We start from the raw sequence: 16,270 nt of genomic DNA on the forward strand, positions 1-16,270 counted from the left end.
GGTTTTCGGATGCGCGCAAAACGTGTGTCCGAAAGCGAGCCCCGGCATGCCGCGCGCCCTGGCAATAATTCCGCTGGCGCCGGACGCTGGAGCACATTAGTCTACCCCTAGATAGTAAGTATACTGTCAATTAGGGAGGCAGACGTTGCGGATCGCCGTGATTGGCGGGGGGCCCGGTGGGCTCTACTTCGCCTATCTCTGGAAGAAGCGTCACCCCGAGGATCAGGTCGACCTGTTCGAACAGAACCCGGCCGACGCGACCTGGGGCTTTGGCGTCGTGTTCTCGGACCAGGCGCTGGAATTCCTGCGGGCCGACGACCCCGAAACGGTCGACGCGATCGCGCCGCATATGGAGAGCTGGGAGAACATCACGCTGAACCTGCATGGCGACAACGTCGCCATCGACGGGGTCGGCTTCTCCTCGATTGGACGGCTCGAGCTTCTGAAATTCCTGCAGCAGCGCGCGCTCGACGTCGGCGTCACCCCACGCTTCGACACGCCGATCCACGGGATCGACCAGCTCAACGGCCATGACCTCATCGTCGCCGCCGACGGGCTGAACTCGCTGGTCCGGCGCGCCTTCGAAGGCGATTTCGGGACGTCGCTGTCCTACTCCTCCAACAAGTTCGTCTGGTACGGCACCTCGAAACGGTTCGACACGCTGTCGCAGACCTTCGTGAGGACCGAGCGCGGCGCCTTCAACGCCCATCACTACCGCTATTCGCCGAACATGAGCACCTTCCTGGTCGAATGCGACCACGCCACATGGCAAGCCTATGGCTTCGCCTACAAGGACGTCGAGCAATCCAAGGGCGTCTGCGAGGAGGTGTTTGCCGATACGCTCGGCGGGCATTGCCTGGTCTCCAACAAATCGGTCTGGCGCAATTTTCCCTGGGTCTGGAACGAACACTGGTCGTTCAAGAACATGGTGCTGATCGGCGACGCGCTGCATTCGGCACACTTCTCGATCGGCTCAGGGACGCGGCTCGCGATCGAGGACGCGATCGCGCTGGTCAAGGCGCTGGAGTCGGATGCGCATCTTGCGACCGCGCTGCACCGCTACCAGGCCGCGCGCAAGCCCATCGTGCAGAAGCTCGTCAACGCCGCGCGCACCAGCGCGTTCTGGTACGAGCACTTCGCCGAGCACATGAAGCTTCCCCTGATGGACTTCGCCTACAGCTACATCACCCGTTCCGGCCGTATCGACGATTCCCGGCTGCGGGCGATGTCGCCAGCCTTCATGGCGCGCTACGAGTCCGCGAAGAACGGCGGAGATGCGGCATGAGCAACGAGATCCGCGACCTGGTGCCCGCGGACGGCCCGGGCGCACGCGAAATCGGCTTTACCGTTCCGCAAGCCTACAATGCCAGCCGCGTGCTGTTCGACAATCTCGGCAAAGGCCGTGGCGACAAGCTCGCGCTGATCGGCCCGTCGGGCACGCGCAGCTATGCCGAGCTCTGCGCCGAGGCTTGCCGCTGGGGCAACGGTCTTGCCTCGCTCGGCCTGAAGCGCGGCGACCGCGTGCTTCTGTTCCTCGACGACACGCCGGCCTATCCGGCCGCGTTCTTCGGCGCCGTGCGGGCCGGCTTCGTGCCGCTCCTGATCAACACGCTGACGCCGCCGGACCTCCTCCAATTCTATCTCGCCGATTCCGCCGCGGCCGTGGCGGTGGCGGATGCCGAATTCGCTGCGCGCTTCAATGCGGAGGCGTGCAAGGCGACCGGCCTGCACACGCTCATCGTCGTCAATGGCGAGGCGGGCGATCACGCCGCGCCGAAGGCGGTCGCGGCGGCAGACTGGCTCGCGCAGTTCCCGCCCGAGCTGGCGGAAGCTCCGACACATCGCGACGAGATGGCGTTCTGGATGTACTCCTCCGGCTCGACCGGACGGCCCAAGGGCATCGTGCATCTCCAGCACGACATGGCCTACACCGATGCCGCCTTTGCACAGAACGTGCTGAAGCTGACGCCCGATGACATCTGCTTCTCGGTGCCGAAGATCTTCTTTGCCTACGGCTTCGGCAACTCCGTCACCTTCCCATTCTCGGCGGGCGCGGCGACGCTGCTGTTGCCGGGCCAGCCGAAGCCTGCCTCGATCTTCGCGGCGATCGAGCAATACAAGCCGACGGTCTTCTTCGGTCTGCCGACGCTCTATACATCGCTGACCAAGGCGGAAGGCGCGAACAAGACGAATTTCTCGTCGCTGCGCATGGCGCTCTCCGCCGCCGAGGTGCTCTCGGCCGAGGTCTTCAACGGCTGGAAGACGCTTACCGGCCTCGAAATCGTCGAAGGCCTCGGTTCGACCGAGGTGCTTCATATCTATCTCTCCAACCGACCCGAGCAGAAGAAGCTCGGCGCCGCCGGCCTGCGCGTGCCCGGCTACGAGGTCGCGCTGCGCGACAAGGACGGACGCGACGTCGCCGACGGCGAGGAGGGCATCCTGTGGGTGCGCGGCGATTCCAACACGCCGCTGTACTGGAATCGGCCGGACAAGTCCGCGGAAACCATTCGCGAGGGCGGCTGGATCTACACCGGCGACCGCTTCGTCCGCGATTCCGACGGCTTCCACTTCTTCCGCGGCCGTGCCGACGATCTGATCAAGATTTCCGGCCAGTGGGTCTACCCGCTCGAGGTCGAGCTGTGTCTCGCCGATCATCCGGATATCCGCGAATGCGCGGTGTTCGCGGCCGAATTGCCGGACCGGCGAATGACGCTCAAGGCCGTGGTGGTGATGAACAACCGCGCAGCCGACCAGGGTGAAGCGACGCGCAGGCTGCAGGATTATGTGAAGGGCAAGTTGTTACCCTACAAATATCCGCGCGAGGTGATCTTCATCGACGAGCTGCCGAAGACGGGGACGGGCAAGATCGACCGGCAGGCGTTGTTGAGGATGTGAGGCGACGGCGCTACCGCAGACTCGCTGTCGTCCCGGCGAAGGCCGGGACCCGTACGCCGCGGCGGTAATTGTTGCACGAGATGGTCATTGCCAGGCTTCGCCAAACTGCTGCTGCGGCGTATGGGTCGCGGATCTGCGCTTCGCATGTCCGGGACGACAGAGGAGAATGCGGCGCCTGTGTTACCACACGCGCCCTCATCCCGCCTTCCCCAGATGCTCCAGCGCGTCCTCGGGCCGCAGCGGCACGCGCGATGCCTCGTTGTTGAGATCGACAAGCTGCACCAGCAGCCCCATCAGCGTCTTGCGATCGGCCGGCTTCAGCGGCTCCAGCATGCGCGCCTGCGCGCGTTCGACCACCGGGATGATCTCGCGCAGGATCGCCACGCCCGCCTTCGTCAGGTAGAGCAGCTTGATCCGCTTGTCCTCGGGTGCCGGCTTTCGCTCGATATAGCCCTTGGCTTGAAGCCGCTCGATCACGCTGCCGAGCGTCGAACGGTCGAATGCGATCACCGCCGACAGCCGCGTCGCGTCGATGCCGGGATGGGTGTGGATCGCGACCAGCGCGGCATATTGCACCGGGGTCAGATCGAACGCCTTGCACTCCTCCATGAAGATCGAGACCGCGATCTGCTGCATGCGCCGAAACAGATAGCCCGGCGCGGCATAGACCGCGTCCATGGTGATCGCAGGGGCAGGCTTACTCGGCATCGGGCTGCTTCTCCGGCGCGGCATCGGCGAAGGCCGGCAGCGCCTTGGCGGTAGCCTCGGCCTTGAGCAGGCGCGGATAGGCGGAGACGTCGACGCCGAAGCGGCGCGCATTGGCAAGCTGCGGCACCAGGCACAGATCGGCAAGCGTCGGCGCATCGCCGAAGCAGAACGGCCCGGGTTCCTCCCTGATCAGCGTCTCGCAGGCCGACAGGCCCTCGCGATTGACCCAGGCCGCCCAGTCCTGGACCTTCTCCTCGGGCAGGCCGAGCTCACGCAGCCGCGCCAGCACCTTGAGGTTCTGCACCGGATGGGTATCGCAGGCGATCGCCAGCGCGAACGCCCTCACCTTGGCGCGGCGAAGCGGATCTTTCGGCAGCAACGGCGGTTGGGGGTGCGTCTCGTCGAGCCATTCGATGATCGCGACCGATTGCGTCAGCACCGTGCCGCCTTCGCTCTCCAGCGCGGGCACGAGGCCCTGCGGGTTGATCGCGAGATAGGCCGGCGCGCATTGTTCGCCCTTGCGAAGATGATGCGGCAGATGCTCGGCGCCGAGCCCCTTGAGGTTCAGCGCGATCCGCACCCGATAGGCGGCGCTGGAGCGGAAATAGCCGTGCAGCTTCATCGGGATCCTCCCTGTTTTCTGTCATTCCGGGGCTGGCGAAGCGAGAACCCGGAATCTCGAGATTCCGGATTCGATGCTATCGCATCGCTCCGGAATGACAGCAACAACATCTGCAAGGATTGACGCTATCCAGATCGTCAGTATACTGTCAATCAACAAACGATCGGGAGCAGCAACCATGGAAGCCGTGACCAAGACGCCGGAACGCGAGGCGTTCTACCGCAAGATCGACGGCGAGAATCTCACCGCGCTGTGGACGGTGATGAGCGACCTGATCACGCCGGAGCCGAAGAGCGCCTGCCGGCCGCATCTTTGGAAATTCGACGTCATCCGCGACTACATGCTCGAGGCCGGCAAGCTCATCACCGCCAAGGAGGCCGAGCGGCGCGTGCTGGTGCTGGAGAACCCGGGCCTGCGCGGCCAGTCCAAGATCACGACCTCGCTCTATGCCGGCGTGCAGATGGTGGTGCCCGGCGACGTCGCGCCTGCGCACCGCCACAGCCAGTCGGCGCTGCGCTTCGTGCTCGAAGGCAAGGGCGCCCACACCGCGGTCGACGGCGAACGCACCGCGATGGAGCCCGGCGACTTCATCATCACGCCGTCGATGACCTGGCACGATCATTCCAATGAGACAGACCAGCCGATGTTCTGGCTCGACGGTCTCGACATTCCCCTGGTGCAGTTCTTCGACTGCTCGTTCGCGGAAGGATCCAAGGAAGACCAGCAGAAGATCACGAAGCCTGACGGCGACAGCTTTGCGCGCTACGGCCACAATCTGCTGCCGGTCGACGTGAAGCGAAGCTCGAAGACCTCGCCGATCTTCAGCTACCCGTATGCCTACACCCGCGAGGCGCTGGAGAAAGCTCGCACGAGCCAGGAGTGGGATGCCTGTCACGGGCTGAAGCTGAAGTTCAGCAACCCCGAGACCGGCGATTTCGCCATGCCGACCATCGGCACCTTCATCCAGCTGCTGCCAAAAGGGTTTAAGACCGCGCGCTATCGCGCGACCGATGCGACGGTGTTCTGCCCGATCGAGGGCCGCGGTCGCAGCCGTATCGGCGACACTGTTTTCGAATGGGGCCCGCGCGAACTGTTCGTGGTGCCGAGTTGGCACTGGGTGACGCACGAGGCGGATGAGGACGCCGTGCTGTTCAGCTTCTCGGATCGCCCCGTGCAGCAGAAGCTGGATCTGTTCCGCGAGGATCGCGGCAACGCGTGAGGCGCGCTCCATGCTCCGTCATGGCCGGGCTTGACCATCTGGCTTGTGGTCATCTCCATCAACGCGTCATTGCGAGCGCGGCGAAGCAATCCAGAATCTTTCCGCGGAGACAGTCTGGATTGTTTCGTCGCTTCGCTCCTCGCAATGACGGCTGCAGCTACCGCCAGTGCAACAGCCGCGTCTCCAGCCAGCCGATCACCTTCCCCACCGCCAGCCCGAACACCGACAGGATCACCACGCCCGCAAGCAGCTGATCGGTCTGCATCAGATTGCCGGCCTGGAGCACGAAGGCGCCGATGCCGTATTGCGCGCCGATCATCTCGGCGCTGACGACGAGCAGCAGCGCGACGGAGGCGGTGATGCGGAAGCCGGCGAGGATTGCGGGTAGCGCGCCCGGCCAGATCACCTTGCGCACGATGGTCGCGAACGGAACGTTGAAGCTCTGCGCCATGCGGATCAGGTTTCGCGGCACCGCATCGACGCCGCTATAGACCGAGATCGCGGTCGAGAAAAAGACGCCGAGCGCAATGGTCGCGATCTTCGGCTCCTCGCCGATGCCGAGCCAGAGGATCAACAGCGGCAGCAGCGCAATCTTCGGAATCGGGAACAGCGCGGAGATGAAGGTGATGCCGACGCTGCGCGTCAGACGCGACAGGCCGATGGCGAAGCCGACTGCAATGCCGGCGGCGGTGCCCAGCAGCCAGCCGACACCGATGCGCAGCAGCGAGGCCGAAACGTGCTGCCAGAGTGCGCCCGAGATCGCGAGCTGGTAGATCGCGCGTGCGATCGCCGCAGGCGGCGGCAGGAACAGCGGATTGACGAGGCCGGCGCTGCCGGCGGCCTGCCAGATCACGATGACGAGCGCGAGCGCGATCCAGCCGCCGTAGCGGCTCGAGGCCGGCACGAAGCCGGCGCCGCGGAAGCGGACGCGGCGGGTCGCGGTCTCCTTCAAAGTCCCTTCGGCGGGTGCACGATCAAGCATGCTGGACCTCGCGCTCGGCATCGATCGCCTCGTTGCGGATCAGCGACCAGATCTGGTTCTGGAGTGCCAGCAGCTTCTCCCGCGCGGCAGCTTCGCCGCGTTCGGGGCGCGTCATCGGCACGGTCACGACCTCGCGGATGCGGCCCGGTCGCCGCGACAGCACCACGATGCGGTCCGCGAGCCGTGCGGCCTCTTCGAGATTGTGGGTGACATAGACCGCGCCCATGCCGCCGTCGGAGAGCAGGCGGACGAAATCCTCCATCAGCAGTTCGCGTGTCTGCGAGTCCAGCGCCGAGAGCGGCTCGTCCATCAGGAGAATGGCGGGCTTCACTGCAAGCGCGCGCGAGATGCCGACGCGCTGGCGCATGCCGCCGGAGAGCTGCTTTGGATAGGTGGTGCGGAAGTCGATCAGGCCGGTGCGGCGCAGGGCGTCGTCGACCAGTGCGCGACGCTGCGTGGCTGTGAGCTGGGCGTGCAGCAGCGGGAATTCGACGTTCCCCTCGACCGTGGCCCAGGGCAGCAGCGCAAAATCCTGGAACACGAAGGTCAGCGGATTGAGACTGTCCGACGGTGGCGTCCCGCGCAGCTCCGGCGCGCCGGAGGTCGGCTGCAAGAGACCGCCAAGGATCGACAGCAGCGTGCTCTTGCCGCAACCGGACGGCCCGACGATGGCCACCACCTCGCCGGCGCTGACCGTGAAGGAGACGTCTTCGAGCACGGCGAGATCACCGAAGCGATGGGTGATTTGGTTGGCGATCAGGTCCATTCTGTCTCGTCTTCCGCTCCGTCGTTCCGAGATGATCCGAAGGGACCAGACCTCAGTGTGCAACTGCGCACCCGGGAACCTCGAGATTCCGGGTTCGATGCTGCGCATCGCCCCGGAATGACCGGGACTCAATCCGCCTTCACATAATCCTTGGCGATGATCGCATTTGCGTCAAAACCCTTGTCGGCGAAGCCCTGCTCCTGGAGCCATTTGATCTGATTGCCGACGTTCTTCACGTCGAGCTTGCCGTCGGGGTCGACATAGGCGCAATTGCCGACCACCTGCTCGACCGGCAAATTGGTGTATTTGGCGATGATCTCCAGCAGCGGTTTTGTCTGCTCGTTGATGGGGGCGACACCGTCCTTCATCGCGGCGAGTATGACGTCGTGATATTCGCGATCCGCCTTGGCGAGCGCGCCGAGCAGCTTCGTCACCAGCGCCTTGTTGCTCAGCGTCTTCGGTGAGGCGAACACCGCGCCCAGCTGCCACGGCGTCTCGTCGCCGACCCAGCCCAGGAACTTCGCGCCGCCCTCGTCCATCAGCTTCCGCGCCGTCGAGACCGGCAGCAGCGCCGCGTCGACGGTCTCGCCCTTCAGCGCAGCCGCCGCATTCGACAATGACTGCAGCGGCACGATCTTCACGTCCGCGAGCTTGAAGCCGTATTTGTCGGCGAGCAGCCCGAGCGAATAGTGAAAGGACGATCCGACCTGCGTCATCGCCACGCGCTTGCCGGCGAGATCCTTCGGCGTCTTCAGCCCGGCCGCATAGGCGTTGTTGCTGGCGAAATAGCCGATCAGGGGATAGCCGGCCCTCTCGCGGCTCATGCCGCCGATCACCTTCAACACGCCCTTGCCAGCGAGATTGTAGAGGCCCGCGGTGAAGGCCGTGACGCCGAAATCGACATCGCCCGAGGTCGTCGCCACTGCTATCGGCTGCGCCGCGTCGAAGAATTTCAGCTCGACCTCCAGGCCGGCGTCACGGAAATAGCCCTTGTCCTGCGCGATGAAGACGGGCGCGGAGGACGACAGGCGGAGCACGCCGACCTTCGTCTTCACCGCCTCGTCGGCCCGCGCCGTGCCCGCCGCCAAGATCGCCAAGAGGCCGGCTATGGCGAGCCGCGCAATCCCGATCATCCCGTTTCTCCCTCGTCTTCCTTCGGCAGTCCGTCACAGCCCTTCGGGGACGATCTGGTCCCAACCGATAAAGGCGCCCTGTTGCTTCAACGTTTCCTGCAATTTTTCGACGGGGATGTCACGCGGGATTCGGTTGCCGGAGAGCGCCAGCGCGGCGGCGGAACCGGCGGCCTCGCCCATCACGAAGCAGGCGCCGGAGACCCGCGCCGCCGATTGACCCTCATGGGTCATCGAGGCGCAGCGGCCGGCAACCAGCAGATTGTCGATGCCCTCGGGCACCAGCATCCGGTACGGCAGCTCGTTGTAGCCGCGCGATTCCGGAATTGGCGGAAATGTGAATGCGACGTCGCCGGGAACATGGGCCTCGATCGGCCAGCCATTGACGCCGATGGAATCCGCGAAGGAGGCGCAGCCGAGCACGTCCTCGCTGCTGAGCTGGTAGCCGCCCTTGATGCGGCGGGTCTCGCGGATGCCGAGCTGCGGCGGCAGGTCGACGATGTAGGATTTTTCAAAGCCCGGCACGGTGCTGCGCAGGAATTCGTACGCGGCAAGCGCCTGCTTGCGGCCCTCGATCTCGCCGCGGGTGAGATCGTCGGGCTCGACGCCGTTGATGGCGTGGCCGTCCTCGCGCGCGACCTGGGTAAAGTTCACCCGCCATTCGATGCCCGATTTTTGCGGCCGCACGATCGCGCTCTTGCGTGGGAATGTGTGCGTGCCGGCAGCGAGCGCCTTCTCCATCAGTTGCGGGATGGTCCGCCAGGCCTCCCCTGCTTTCTCCGGATCGATGCCGTTGAGGCGGAGCATCATCGAGGGGTAGAGCGGATGCCCGTGCTCGTCGCCGATCTCGAACGGCGCGCCGGCCCACACGGCGAGATCGCCATCGCCCGAGCAGTCGATGAAGATTTCTGATCGCACCGCCTGCCGGCCGGCCTTGGTCTCGACCAGCAGCGCGTCGATGCGGCTGTTATCGCCCATCACGACGCCGGCACCGAGCGCATGGAAGAGGATATTCACTTTGTGACTGGCCAGAAGCTGGTCAGCCGCGATCTTGTACGCGGCGGTGTCGTAGGCCTGCGCGAAGACCTTGCCGAGGATCAGATGCGGCGTGTTGAGGCCGTTCAGCCGATCAATCCGCGCCAGCAGATCCGACGCCATGCCCTGCACCAGTCGCCGGTGCGCGCCATGGACATTGCCGTGCAGGCCGCAAAAGTTGGTGACTCCGGCCGCGGTGCCCATGCCGCCGAGGAAGCCGTAGCGCTCGATCAGCAGCGTCTTCCGCCCCGCGCGCGCCGCTGATGCGCCCGCCACGATGCCGGCCGGACCGCCGCCGAGCACGACGACTTCGTATTCGCCATAGAGCGGCACTTGTCGTGCCGGCTCTTCGATCATCGTGGCCCGCATGGCGCGTCCGCTCCCGAAATCTCTTGCTTGAGGGCGACTATGAATTAACGCGCAGAAAGCTACAATCCAACAAAATATGCGATCAGCTTTCGCGAATCGAGAAAGGCGGACATGGACATCCTGGTGAACCTGCAGGCCTTCCTCGCCACCGCGGATGCGGGCGGCTTCTCCGCCGCCGCGCGAAAACTTGATGTCTCGACCTCGGTCGTCGCCAAGCGCGTGACGCAATTGGAGGCACGAATCGCTACGCCGCTGTTTCAGCGCTCGACCCGGCAACTGCGGCTCACCGAAGCCGGGCAGCGCTATGTGCATCGCGCGCGCGGCGTCGTAGCCGACGCCACCGACCTGCTCTCGCGCATGGGCGAGAAGGGCCACGATCTCGCCGATCACCTGCGCATCAAGGCTCCGACCTCGCTGACCGTGGCGCGCCTTGCAGATGCCTTCAGCGCCTTCCAGACCCATAACCCTCGGCTGAAGCTGGACATCGTGTTGATCGATCGTCCGGTCGACCCTGTGGCTGAAGGTTTCGACATCGCCATCGGCGCCTTCCCGCATTCCTTCGGCGGCGTCGTCGACGAGCCCTTGTGCCCGCTGAAGCGGCTGCTCTGTGCCTCCCCCGCTTACTTGAAGAAGCACGGCGCACCAAGAAATCCGCGCGACCTCGTCGAGCATCGTTGCCTCAGTTTCATGCCGACCGGCCCCGAATGGGTCTTCGAGGGACCGCGCGGCCGCATCAGCGTCCAAGTCAGCCCACTGCTCTCCTCCAACGAAGGTCACGTACTGGCGCGCAGCGCCATCGCCGGCAACGGCATCGCGCTGATCTCGCATTATCTCGTGGCGGATGCCTTACGCGACGGGGCGCTCAAGCCGGTGCTGCGCGAGTTTCCGATTCCGGAATTGTGGGTGAAGGCCGCGATTCCCGAGCGGCGGCGGAATGCAGCCGCGGTGCAGGCGCTGCTCAACCTGCTGAAGACGTCACTCGCGTCGTCGCTGTGAGGCGTGTCAATTGCGAGGTAGCCGTAGCCCGCATGAGCGAAGCGACATGCGGGACCGCTTGTGGAATTCCCGGATATCGCTGCGCTCATCCGGGCTACGCGCGATTGACACAAGTTGGCAGTTGCCCTTGAACAGCGGACCTGAGAGAAGGGCGGCCATGGATTCGTTGGCCGTGAAATTCGCCCTGCCCGTCGCGACCGTCCTCGCACTGTCGGCGACTCCCGCCGCAGCCGTGGAACAAAACTGCCGCTTCATCCAGGCCAAGGCCGATCGCGAGGCTTGCTACAAGCGCCAGGAGGACGAGCTCGCTGCAAAGCGCAAGCCGGCGCCGGCGACCGACAGTAGCAACGCGCTCGAAACGCTGCGCCAGATGCGGCAGGACGAAGACGCCGTCTATCGCAGCATCAACAACATCTGCCGCGGCTGCTGACGGTCAGGCTTTTTCGCCGCCCCAATTCGCCGCGCGCTTCTCCGCAAACGAAGTCAGCCCTTCCGCCGCCTCGGCGCTCTGGCGCTTGAGCGAATGCAGCTGCACGAGGCGGCTGTAGGCGGCATCGTCCACCGCCATGCCACCGAACGAGCTTTCCAGCGCAAGGCGCTTGGTCTCGGCCATCGCCTCGGGTCCGTTGGCGAGCAGCTGCTCGACCACCTTGGCACCGGCGGCCTCGAGTTCGGCGAGCGGCACCACCTCGTGCACGAGGCCGATGCGACGGGCATCCTCGGCGCCGAAACGCTCGCCGGTCAGCGCGTAGCGGCGGACCTGCCGGACGCCGATGGCGTCGCAGAGCTGCGGGATGATGATGGCCGCGGTCAGGCCCCAGCGCACCTCGGTGATCGAGAACAGGGCGTTGTCTGCTGCGATCACGACGTCGCAGGCCGCGATCACGCCGGTGCCGCCCCCGAAGCAGCCGCCCTGCACCAGCGCGACGGTCGGGATCGGCAAGGTATTGAGCCGCTGCACCGCCTCGAAGGTCGCACGCGAGGCTGTTTCGTTCACTTCGGTCGATTGCGGCCGCACGCCATTGATCCATTTGAGGTCGGCGCCGGCCTGGAAATGCTTGCCATTGCCCCTGAGCACGACGACGCGCAGGTTCGGCTTTCTGCCGAGATCGTCCATGGCCGCGAGCACCCCCGCGATCAGGGCGTCGTCATAGGCATTGTTGACCTCCGGCCGGTTCAACGTGACGGTCGCGACGCCGCGCTCATCTGATGTCCACAGGACAGGGTTGGCGGTCATCGGCGATCCTCCGGTCGGTTTGTTTGCTGCTCACTATGGCCGAGGCCGCGCGTCCTGATCCATATCTTTCCGGCGTGGGGCAGCCGCGTCCATCGCATGGCGGCTTGTGTCATGCTGGCCGCCGGGCGGAAAAAGATCAGGACGGGACACAAACATGCGCATCTGCATTTTCGGCGCGGGCGCCGTCGGCAGCCACATTGCGGTCCGGCTGGCGCGCGCCGGCCACGAGGTCAGTTGCGTGATGCGGGGAGCGCATCTGGAGGCGTCCCGCGCAGCCGGCCTCAAGCTGCGTGTCGGCGATTCCGAGGTTGGCGCCAAGGTGAACGCATCGGGCGATCCGGCCCAACTCGGCCCCCAGGACGTCGTGATCTCGACGCTGAAGGCGACCGCGCTGACCGGGCTGGTCTCCAACATCAAGCCGCTGCTGAAGGACGACACGGCGATCGTGTTCGCCCAGAACGGCATTCCCTGGTGGTACGGCATCGGCCTGCCGCCGCGGCACCCCGCCCCGCCGGACATTTCCTTCCTCGATCCCGGCGGGCGCCTCCGCGCCTGCATCCCGAAGGAACGGATCATCGGCGGCGTCGTCTTTTCGTCCAACGAGGTGATCGCGCCGGGCGTGGTGCACAACCTCACGCCCGAGCGCAATCGCCTCTTGATCGGCGAGTGCGACGACCGCAATTGCGAGCGCATCACCAGGCTGCGCGGCGTCTTCAACGATGCGCGGCTGGAATCGCCGCCTGTGGCCGAGATCCGCGAGGCGATCTGGTCAAAGCTGCTGACCAACATGTCGCTGTCGGTGCTGTGCCTGCTCACCGGCCAGACCGCCCGTGGCGTGCGCGACGACCCCGCCTTTGCGGAGGTGATTCCACGCATGCTGAACGAGGCCAACGAGATCGCCCAGCACTTCATCCCCGAAGTCAAGCGCGTCACCCGCAGCGGCCCTGCCCCCAATCACAAGCCGTCGCTGCTGCAGGATTACGAGCTCGGTCGCGCCATGGAGATCGACGTGTTGGTGAAGGCGCCCCAAGCCTTCGCGCGCACCGCCGGCCTGTCGACACCGACGCTCGACCTGATCGCCGCGCTCGCAATCCAGAAGGCGCGCGACAAGGGGCTCTATTCCGCGTGAATCGCGATGCGCTTCACATTATCTTCTGGAGTATGATCCTTCTGGAAAGCCGCTGCACACTGCCCGGATCATACCCGTGCCTCAGGTGAGTTCGTCGATCCAGGCCACCAGCGTATTCAGCACTTCCGTCAGCGCTTCGTCATTGCTGCGGCCGGACTTCTTCAACACCGCGAAAGAGTGATCGCCGCCTTCGACTTCATGCAGCGTTGCCTTCGCGCCAAGCCGCTCGATGACAGGCTTGAGATGGCCGAGATCGGCAAGCCCGTCGCGCGTGCCTTGCAGGAACAGCATGGGGATCGCGATGCCGGCAAGGTGCTCGGCCCGATCGGCCGACGGCTTCTTGTCGGCATGGAGGGGAAAGCCGAGGAAGGCGAGCCCTTTGACACCGGGCAGCGGTGCCTTCGACTGCGCCTGCGACGTCATGCGCCCGCCGAACGATTTGCCGCCGGCGACGAGCTTCAATCCCGGGCACAGCCTCGCGGCCTCCGCGACTGCAGCGCGGATCGCGGCATGCGCGACCGCCGGCGAGTCGGGACGCCCCTGCTTCTTCTCCATGTACGGGAAGTTGAAGCGGAACGTCGCGATGCCGCGCTCCGCGAGACCTGCTGCGGCCTTCTCCATGAAGGAATGCCGCATGTCGGCACCTGCGCCGTGCGCCAGCACGTAGCAGGCGCGCGGCAGGCCCGGCTGCGTCAGGATCGCCGAGACCGTGCCAATGCGCTCGATGTCGAGCTTGAGCTCGCGCGTCTCGACCAAGACTGAATGTTCCCGAATGGATCGGGCCAATGGTACCTGCGCGACCGCGATCTGAAAACACGAAACTTCGCGCGCTCGTCGCGGGCGTGTGTGCACCTCGACGCGAGCGGAAGCCGTCAGCTGACCCGGCGTTCCCGACCTTCCCAGAACGGCCGGCGCAGCTCGCGCTTCAGCACCTTGCCGGCGCCGGACAGCGGCAGCGGCGTCTCGGTGATCTCGATGCTGCGGGGACATTTATAGCCCGCGATCAACGTCTTCGTGAACTCGATCAGCTCGCCGGCCGAAACCTCCGCGCCATTGCGTCTGACCACGACGGCATGGACCTGCTCTCCCCATTGTTCATTGGGAATTCCGATGACGGCGCATTGCAGCACCGACGGGTGCTGCGCCAGCGCGTTCTCGACCTCGACCGAATACACGTTCTCGCCGCCCGAGATGATCATGTCCTTCACGCGATCGACGACATAGATGAACCCGTCCTCGTCCATGTAGCCGCCATCGCCCGTGTGCATCCAGCCATCGACGACGGCGCGCGCGGTCTCCTCCGGCCGTTCCCAATAGCCCATCATCACCGTGTCGCCGCGCACCACGATCTCGCCGACGGCGCCTGCCGGCACCGGTCGGTCGTTCTCGTCAACGATCCGCACCTCGCAGCCGAGCGTGGCGCGGCCGGCACCGCGGTGGCGCCCCTTCCTGCGCCCCTCCCCGACATGCTGGTCGGGATGCAGCAGCGTCGCGATCGGCGACAATTCAGTCATGCCATAGGCCTGCGTGAAACGCACATGCGGCAATGCGCGAGCGGCCCGGTCGAGCACCGCCTCGCTGATCGGCGAGGCCCCATAGATGATGTGCCTGAGCGACGACAAATCGTAGTTGCCGATCGCGGGGTGATCGACGAACATCTGGATCATCGTGGGCACCAGAAGAACGTCGGTGACGCGCTCGTTCTGCATCGCAGCCATCACACCTTCGGGGGTGAAGCCCTGAACGATCACGTTTGACCCACCGGAGAGCAGCAGCGAATACATCGCAGCGCCGTTGGCGAGATGGAACATCGGCGCCGCATGCAGATAGGTCGTGCTCGCCGGAAACAGTCCTTCGCCGAGTGCGTTGAGCGCGTTGGCCATCAGATTCTGGTGGCTGAGCATCACGCCCTTGGAACGCCCGGTGGTGCCGCCGGTGTAGAAGATGCCGGCGAGATCGTCGCCCTTGCGCATGGCATCGGCAACCGCAGCGCTGCCGGCCACCAGATCCTCGTAGCTCTCCATCCCGGCCGGCACCTCGCCGTCATCGGCATAGATCAGCTTCAACCCCGGAATGGCGCCGGCGAGCTGCGCGCCGACTTGGGCGAACGCCTTGTCGACCAGCAGAACGGAGGCACGGCAGTCGCGCAGCGCATCTTCGTTTTCCAGGGCACTCCAGCGGATGTTGAGCGGCACGATCACGCCGCCCGCCCAGCCGGTCGCGAGGTAGAGCTCGAGATAGCGGTCCGAGTTGAAGGACAGCACTGCGACGCGATCGCCGTCCTTGACGCCGCGCGAGCGCAGGCCGCCGGCCAGCCTTGCAACGCGTTCGCCAAGCTGGCCCCAGCTGCGGCGCCGCTGGCCATAGACGGTGGCGAGCCCGTTCGGGTTGATCTGCAGCGCGCGCCGCAGCCCGTGCGTGATGTTCATGGCGTTCCTCCTCCTGTGCGCTTCGTCCCTGTTGCTTTGCGTCCTGAGTTGCGCCGTTGCGGCGCCCTCGGCGTCTTCTTTGTCATCTGCGGCCTGCCGTCGGTCGCCAGGCCTTCGGTCAGCCGAACCGTAAACTCGTCGGCGATCGCGGTCGGCGACAGCCCGCCGTCACGGCGATACCAATGGCCGATCCAGTTGAGCGAGCCCGCGATCGCGAACGCCGCAAGCTTGGGGTCGCAAGGCCTGATCGAACCGTCGTCGATGCCGCCCGAGATGTACTTCCGGAAGGTGGCGTCGATCCGCTTCTTGGCAGCGCGCGCGACACCGGCGTTTCGCTCGGTCAGGTCGCGCAAGTCGAAACGCACCAGGCTCGCGCCGAAATCGGTCGCCATCAGCCCGGCATAGGCGTGCACGAGCTTGCGCAGCTTGGCGAGGCCCGAACCGCCGCCGGCGTTGATCTCCGTGATCACGCCGTCGACGAGCTCGGCGCCCATCGACCAGCACTCGAACAGGATTTCGTCCTTGCTCCGGAAGTAATTGTACAGCGCGGGCTTGGTGATGTTCAGCCGATCGGCGACCTCGTTCAGGGTCACGCGATGATAGCCCTGCTCCAGGAAGAGCTGTACCGCAGCCCGCAGCACCGCCTCGCGCTTCTCGTCGCGGGCGCGGCGCCTGCTCTCGAACGGCAGCCAGGGGGAAGGCGGCGGCGGGGGCGGCGGAATGGACGGCGCTGAAGCCATGCTCGATCGGTTG

The 16,270-nt window shown here is 65.5% G+C and carries 16 protein-coding genes; 6 read left to right on the forward strand and 10 right to left on the reverse strand.

Annotation, left to right across the window (positions count from 1 at the left end; translation table 11 throughout):
- The first annotated feature begins 145 nt into the window (after positions 1-145).
- Together ACYCVF_RS23525 and ACYCVF_RS23530 are read left to right on the forward strand one after the other, a co-directional pair.
- Positions 146-1,285, forward strand: coding sequence for an FAD-dependent monooxygenase (locus ACYCVF_RS23525; protein ID WP_459600721.1), 1,140 nt, complete (start codon positions 146-148; stop codon positions 1,283-1,285).
- Positions 1,282-2,895 carry a benzoate-CoA ligase family protein gene (locus ACYCVF_RS23530; protein ID WP_459600723.1) on the forward strand — a complete coding sequence of 538 codons (1,614 nt, stop codon included), beginning with the start codon at positions 1,282-1,284 and terminating at the stop codon, positions 2,893-2,895. Before ACYCVF_RS23525 ends, ACYCVF_RS23530 begins: the two co-directional genes overlap by 4 nt.
- Before the next feature lie 195 nt (positions 2,896-3,090).
- Here ACYCVF_RS23530 and ACYCVF_RS23535 read toward each other — a convergent pair whose 3' ends face one another.
- Both ACYCVF_RS23535 and maiA read right to left on the reverse strand, forming a co-directional pair.
- Positions 3,091-3,603, reverse strand: coding sequence for a MarR family winged helix-turn-helix transcriptional regulator (locus tag ACYCVF_RS23535; RefSeq protein ID WP_459600725.1), 513 nt, complete (start codon positions 3,601-3,603; stop codon positions 3,091-3,093).
- Positions 3,593-4,225, reverse strand: a complete 633-nt coding sequence (maiA, locus tag ACYCVF_RS23540) for a maleylacetoacetate isomerase (RefSeq protein WP_459600727.1) — start codon at positions 4,223-4,225, stop codon at positions 3,593-3,595. Before maiA ends, ACYCVF_RS23535 begins: the two co-directional genes overlap by 11 nt.
- Positions 4,226-4,403: 178 nt before the next feature.
- Between maiA and gtdA the strand changes: the two genes are divergently transcribed.
- Positions 4,404-5,444 carry a gentisate 1,2-dioxygenase gene (gtdA, locus tag ACYCVF_RS23545; RefSeq protein ID WP_459600729.1) on the forward strand — a complete coding sequence of 347 codons (1,041 nt, stop codon included), beginning with the start codon at positions 4,404-4,406 and terminating at the stop codon, positions 5,442-5,444.
- Positions 5,445-5,601: 157 nt separating this feature from the next.
- Here gtdA and ACYCVF_RS23550 read toward each other — a convergent pair whose 3' ends face one another.
- The 4 genes from ACYCVF_RS23550 to ACYCVF_RS23565 all read right to left on the reverse strand — a co-directional run bounded on the left by ACYCVF_RS23550 (position 5,602) and on the right by ACYCVF_RS23565 (position 9,726).
- On the reverse strand, positions 5,602-6,426 hold the full coding sequence (locus ACYCVF_RS23550; RefSeq protein ID WP_459600730.1) for an ABC transporter permease: 825 nt from the start codon (positions 6,424-6,426) through the stop codon (positions 5,602-5,604).
- Positions 6,419-7,192: an ABC transporter ATP-binding protein gene (locus ACYCVF_RS23555; protein WP_459600732.1), complete on the reverse strand. Its 774-nt coding sequence runs from the start codon at positions 7,190-7,192 to the stop codon at positions 6,419-6,421. Before ACYCVF_RS23555 ends, ACYCVF_RS23550 begins: the two co-directional genes overlap by 8 nt.
- Before the next feature lie 128 nt (positions 7,193-7,320).
- Positions 7,321-8,325 carry an ABC transporter substrate-binding protein gene (locus ACYCVF_RS23560; protein ID WP_459600734.1) on the reverse strand — a complete coding sequence of 335 codons (1,005 nt, stop codon included), beginning with the start codon at positions 8,323-8,325 and terminating at the stop codon, positions 7,321-7,323.
- Between the two features lie 33 nt (positions 8,326-8,358).
- Entirely contained in the window at positions 8,359-9,726 is a 1,368-nt protein-coding gene (locus ACYCVF_RS23565; protein ID WP_459606626.1) for an FAD-dependent oxidoreductase, read from the reverse strand.
- Between the two features lie 111 nt (positions 9,727-9,837).
- On the opposite strand from ACYCVF_RS23565, the gene ACYCVF_RS23570 reads away from it, so the two are divergent.
- Together ACYCVF_RS23570 and ACYCVF_RS23575 are read left to right on the forward strand one after the other, a co-directional pair.
- Positions 9,838-10,722: a LysR family transcriptional regulator gene (locus ACYCVF_RS23570; RefSeq protein ID WP_459600738.1), complete on the forward strand. Its 885-nt coding sequence runs from the start codon at positions 9,838-9,840 to the stop codon at positions 10,720-10,722.
- Positions 10,723-10,879: 157 nt separating this feature from the next.
- Complete coding sequence (locus ACYCVF_RS23575) at positions 10,880-11,152, forward strand: hypothetical protein (protein ID WP_459600740.1); 273 nt, start codon at positions 10,880-10,882, stop codon at positions 11,150-11,152.
- A 3-nt stretch (positions 11,153-11,155) separates the two neighbouring features.
- On the opposite strand, the gene ACYCVF_RS23580 is transcribed toward ACYCVF_RS23575, so the two are convergent.
- Positions 11,156-11,959: an enoyl-CoA hydratase-related protein gene (locus tag ACYCVF_RS23580; RefSeq protein WP_459600742.1), complete on the reverse strand. Its 804-nt coding sequence runs from the start codon at positions 11,957-11,959 to the stop codon at positions 11,156-11,158.
- Between the two features lie 154 nt (positions 11,960-12,113).
- Between ACYCVF_RS23580 and ACYCVF_RS23585 the strand changes: the two genes are divergently transcribed.
- On the forward strand, positions 12,114-13,088 hold the full coding sequence (locus ACYCVF_RS23585) for a ketopantoate reductase family protein (protein WP_459600744.1): 975 nt from the start codon (positions 12,114-12,116) through the stop codon (positions 13,086-13,088).
- A gap of 81 nt (positions 13,089-13,169) precedes the next feature.
- Here ACYCVF_RS23585 and ACYCVF_RS23590 read toward each other — a convergent pair whose 3' ends face one another.
- The 3 genes from ACYCVF_RS23590 to ACYCVF_RS23600 form a co-directional block, all read right to left on the reverse strand.
- Entirely contained in the window at positions 13,170-13,844 is a 675-nt protein-coding gene (locus ACYCVF_RS23590; RefSeq protein ID WP_459600746.1) for an alpha/beta hydrolase family protein, read from the reverse strand.
- 116 nt (positions 13,845-13,960) lie between these two features.
- Positions 13,961-15,517, reverse strand: a complete 1,557-nt coding sequence (locus ACYCVF_RS23595) for an acyl-CoA synthetase (protein ID WP_459600748.1) — start codon at positions 15,515-15,517, stop codon at positions 13,961-13,963.
- Positions 15,514-16,257, reverse strand: coding sequence for a TetR/AcrR family transcriptional regulator (locus ACYCVF_RS23600; protein ID WP_459600750.1), 744 nt, complete (start codon positions 16,255-16,257; stop codon positions 15,514-15,516). Before ACYCVF_RS23600 ends, ACYCVF_RS23595 begins: the two co-directional genes overlap by 4 nt.
- Positions 16,258-16,270: the final 13 nt, after the last annotated feature.

The sequence above is a fragment of the Bradyrhizobium cedriense genome, from assembly GCF_054602315.1.

Coding starts and splice junctions, on each gene's coding strand:
- ACYCVF_RS23530 (WP_459600723.1), top strand. CDS start 1,282: ATGAGCAACGAGATCCGCGACCTGGTGCCCGCGGACGGCCCGGGCGCA.
- ACYCVF_RS23535 (WP_459600725.1), bottom strand. CDS start 3,603: ATGCCGAGTAAGCCTGCCCCTGCGATCACCATGGACGCGGTCTATGCC.
- maiA (WP_459600727.1), bottom strand. CDS start 4,225: ATGAAGCTGCACGGCTATTTCCGCTCCAGCGCCGCCTATCGGGTGCGG.
- gtdA (WP_459600729.1), top strand. CDS start 4,404: ATGGAAGCCGTGACCAAGACGCCGGAACGCGAGGCGTTCTACCGCAAG.
- ACYCVF_RS23550 (WP_459600730.1), bottom strand. CDS start 6,426: ATGCTTGATCGTGCACCCGCCGAAGGGACTTTGAAGGAGACCGCGACC.
- ACYCVF_RS23555 (WP_459600732.1), bottom strand. CDS start 7,192: ATGGACCTGATCGCCAACCAAATCACCCATCGCTTCGGTGATCTCGCC.
- ACYCVF_RS23560 (WP_459600734.1), bottom strand. CDS start 8,325: ATGATCGGGATTGCGCGGCTCGCCATAGCCGGCCTCTTGGCGATCTTG.
- ACYCVF_RS23565 (WP_459606626.1), bottom strand. CDS start 9,726: ATGCGGGCCACGATGATCGAAGAGCCGGCACGACAAGTGCCGCTCTAT.
- ACYCVF_RS23570 (WP_459600738.1), top strand. CDS start 9,838: ATGGACATCCTGGTGAACCTGCAGGCCTTCCTCGCCACCGCGGATGCG.
- ACYCVF_RS23575 (WP_459600740.1), top strand. CDS start 10,880: ATGGATTCGTTGGCCGTGAAATTCGCCCTGCCCGTCGCGACCGTCCTC.
- ACYCVF_RS23580 (WP_459600742.1), bottom strand. CDS start 11,959: ATGACCGCCAACCCTGTCCTGTGGACATCAGATGAGCGCGGCGTCGCG.
- ACYCVF_RS23585 (WP_459600744.1), top strand. CDS start 12,114: ATGCGCATCTGCATTTTCGGCGCGGGCGCCGTCGGCAGCCACATTGCG.
- ACYCVF_RS23595 (WP_459600748.1), bottom strand. CDS start 15,517: ATGAACATCACGCACGGGCTGCGGCGCGCGCTGCAGATCAACCCGAAC.
- ACYCVF_RS23600 (WP_459600750.1), bottom strand. CDS start 16,257: ATGGCTTCAGCGCCGTCCATTCCGCCGCCCCCGCCGCCGCCTTCCCCC.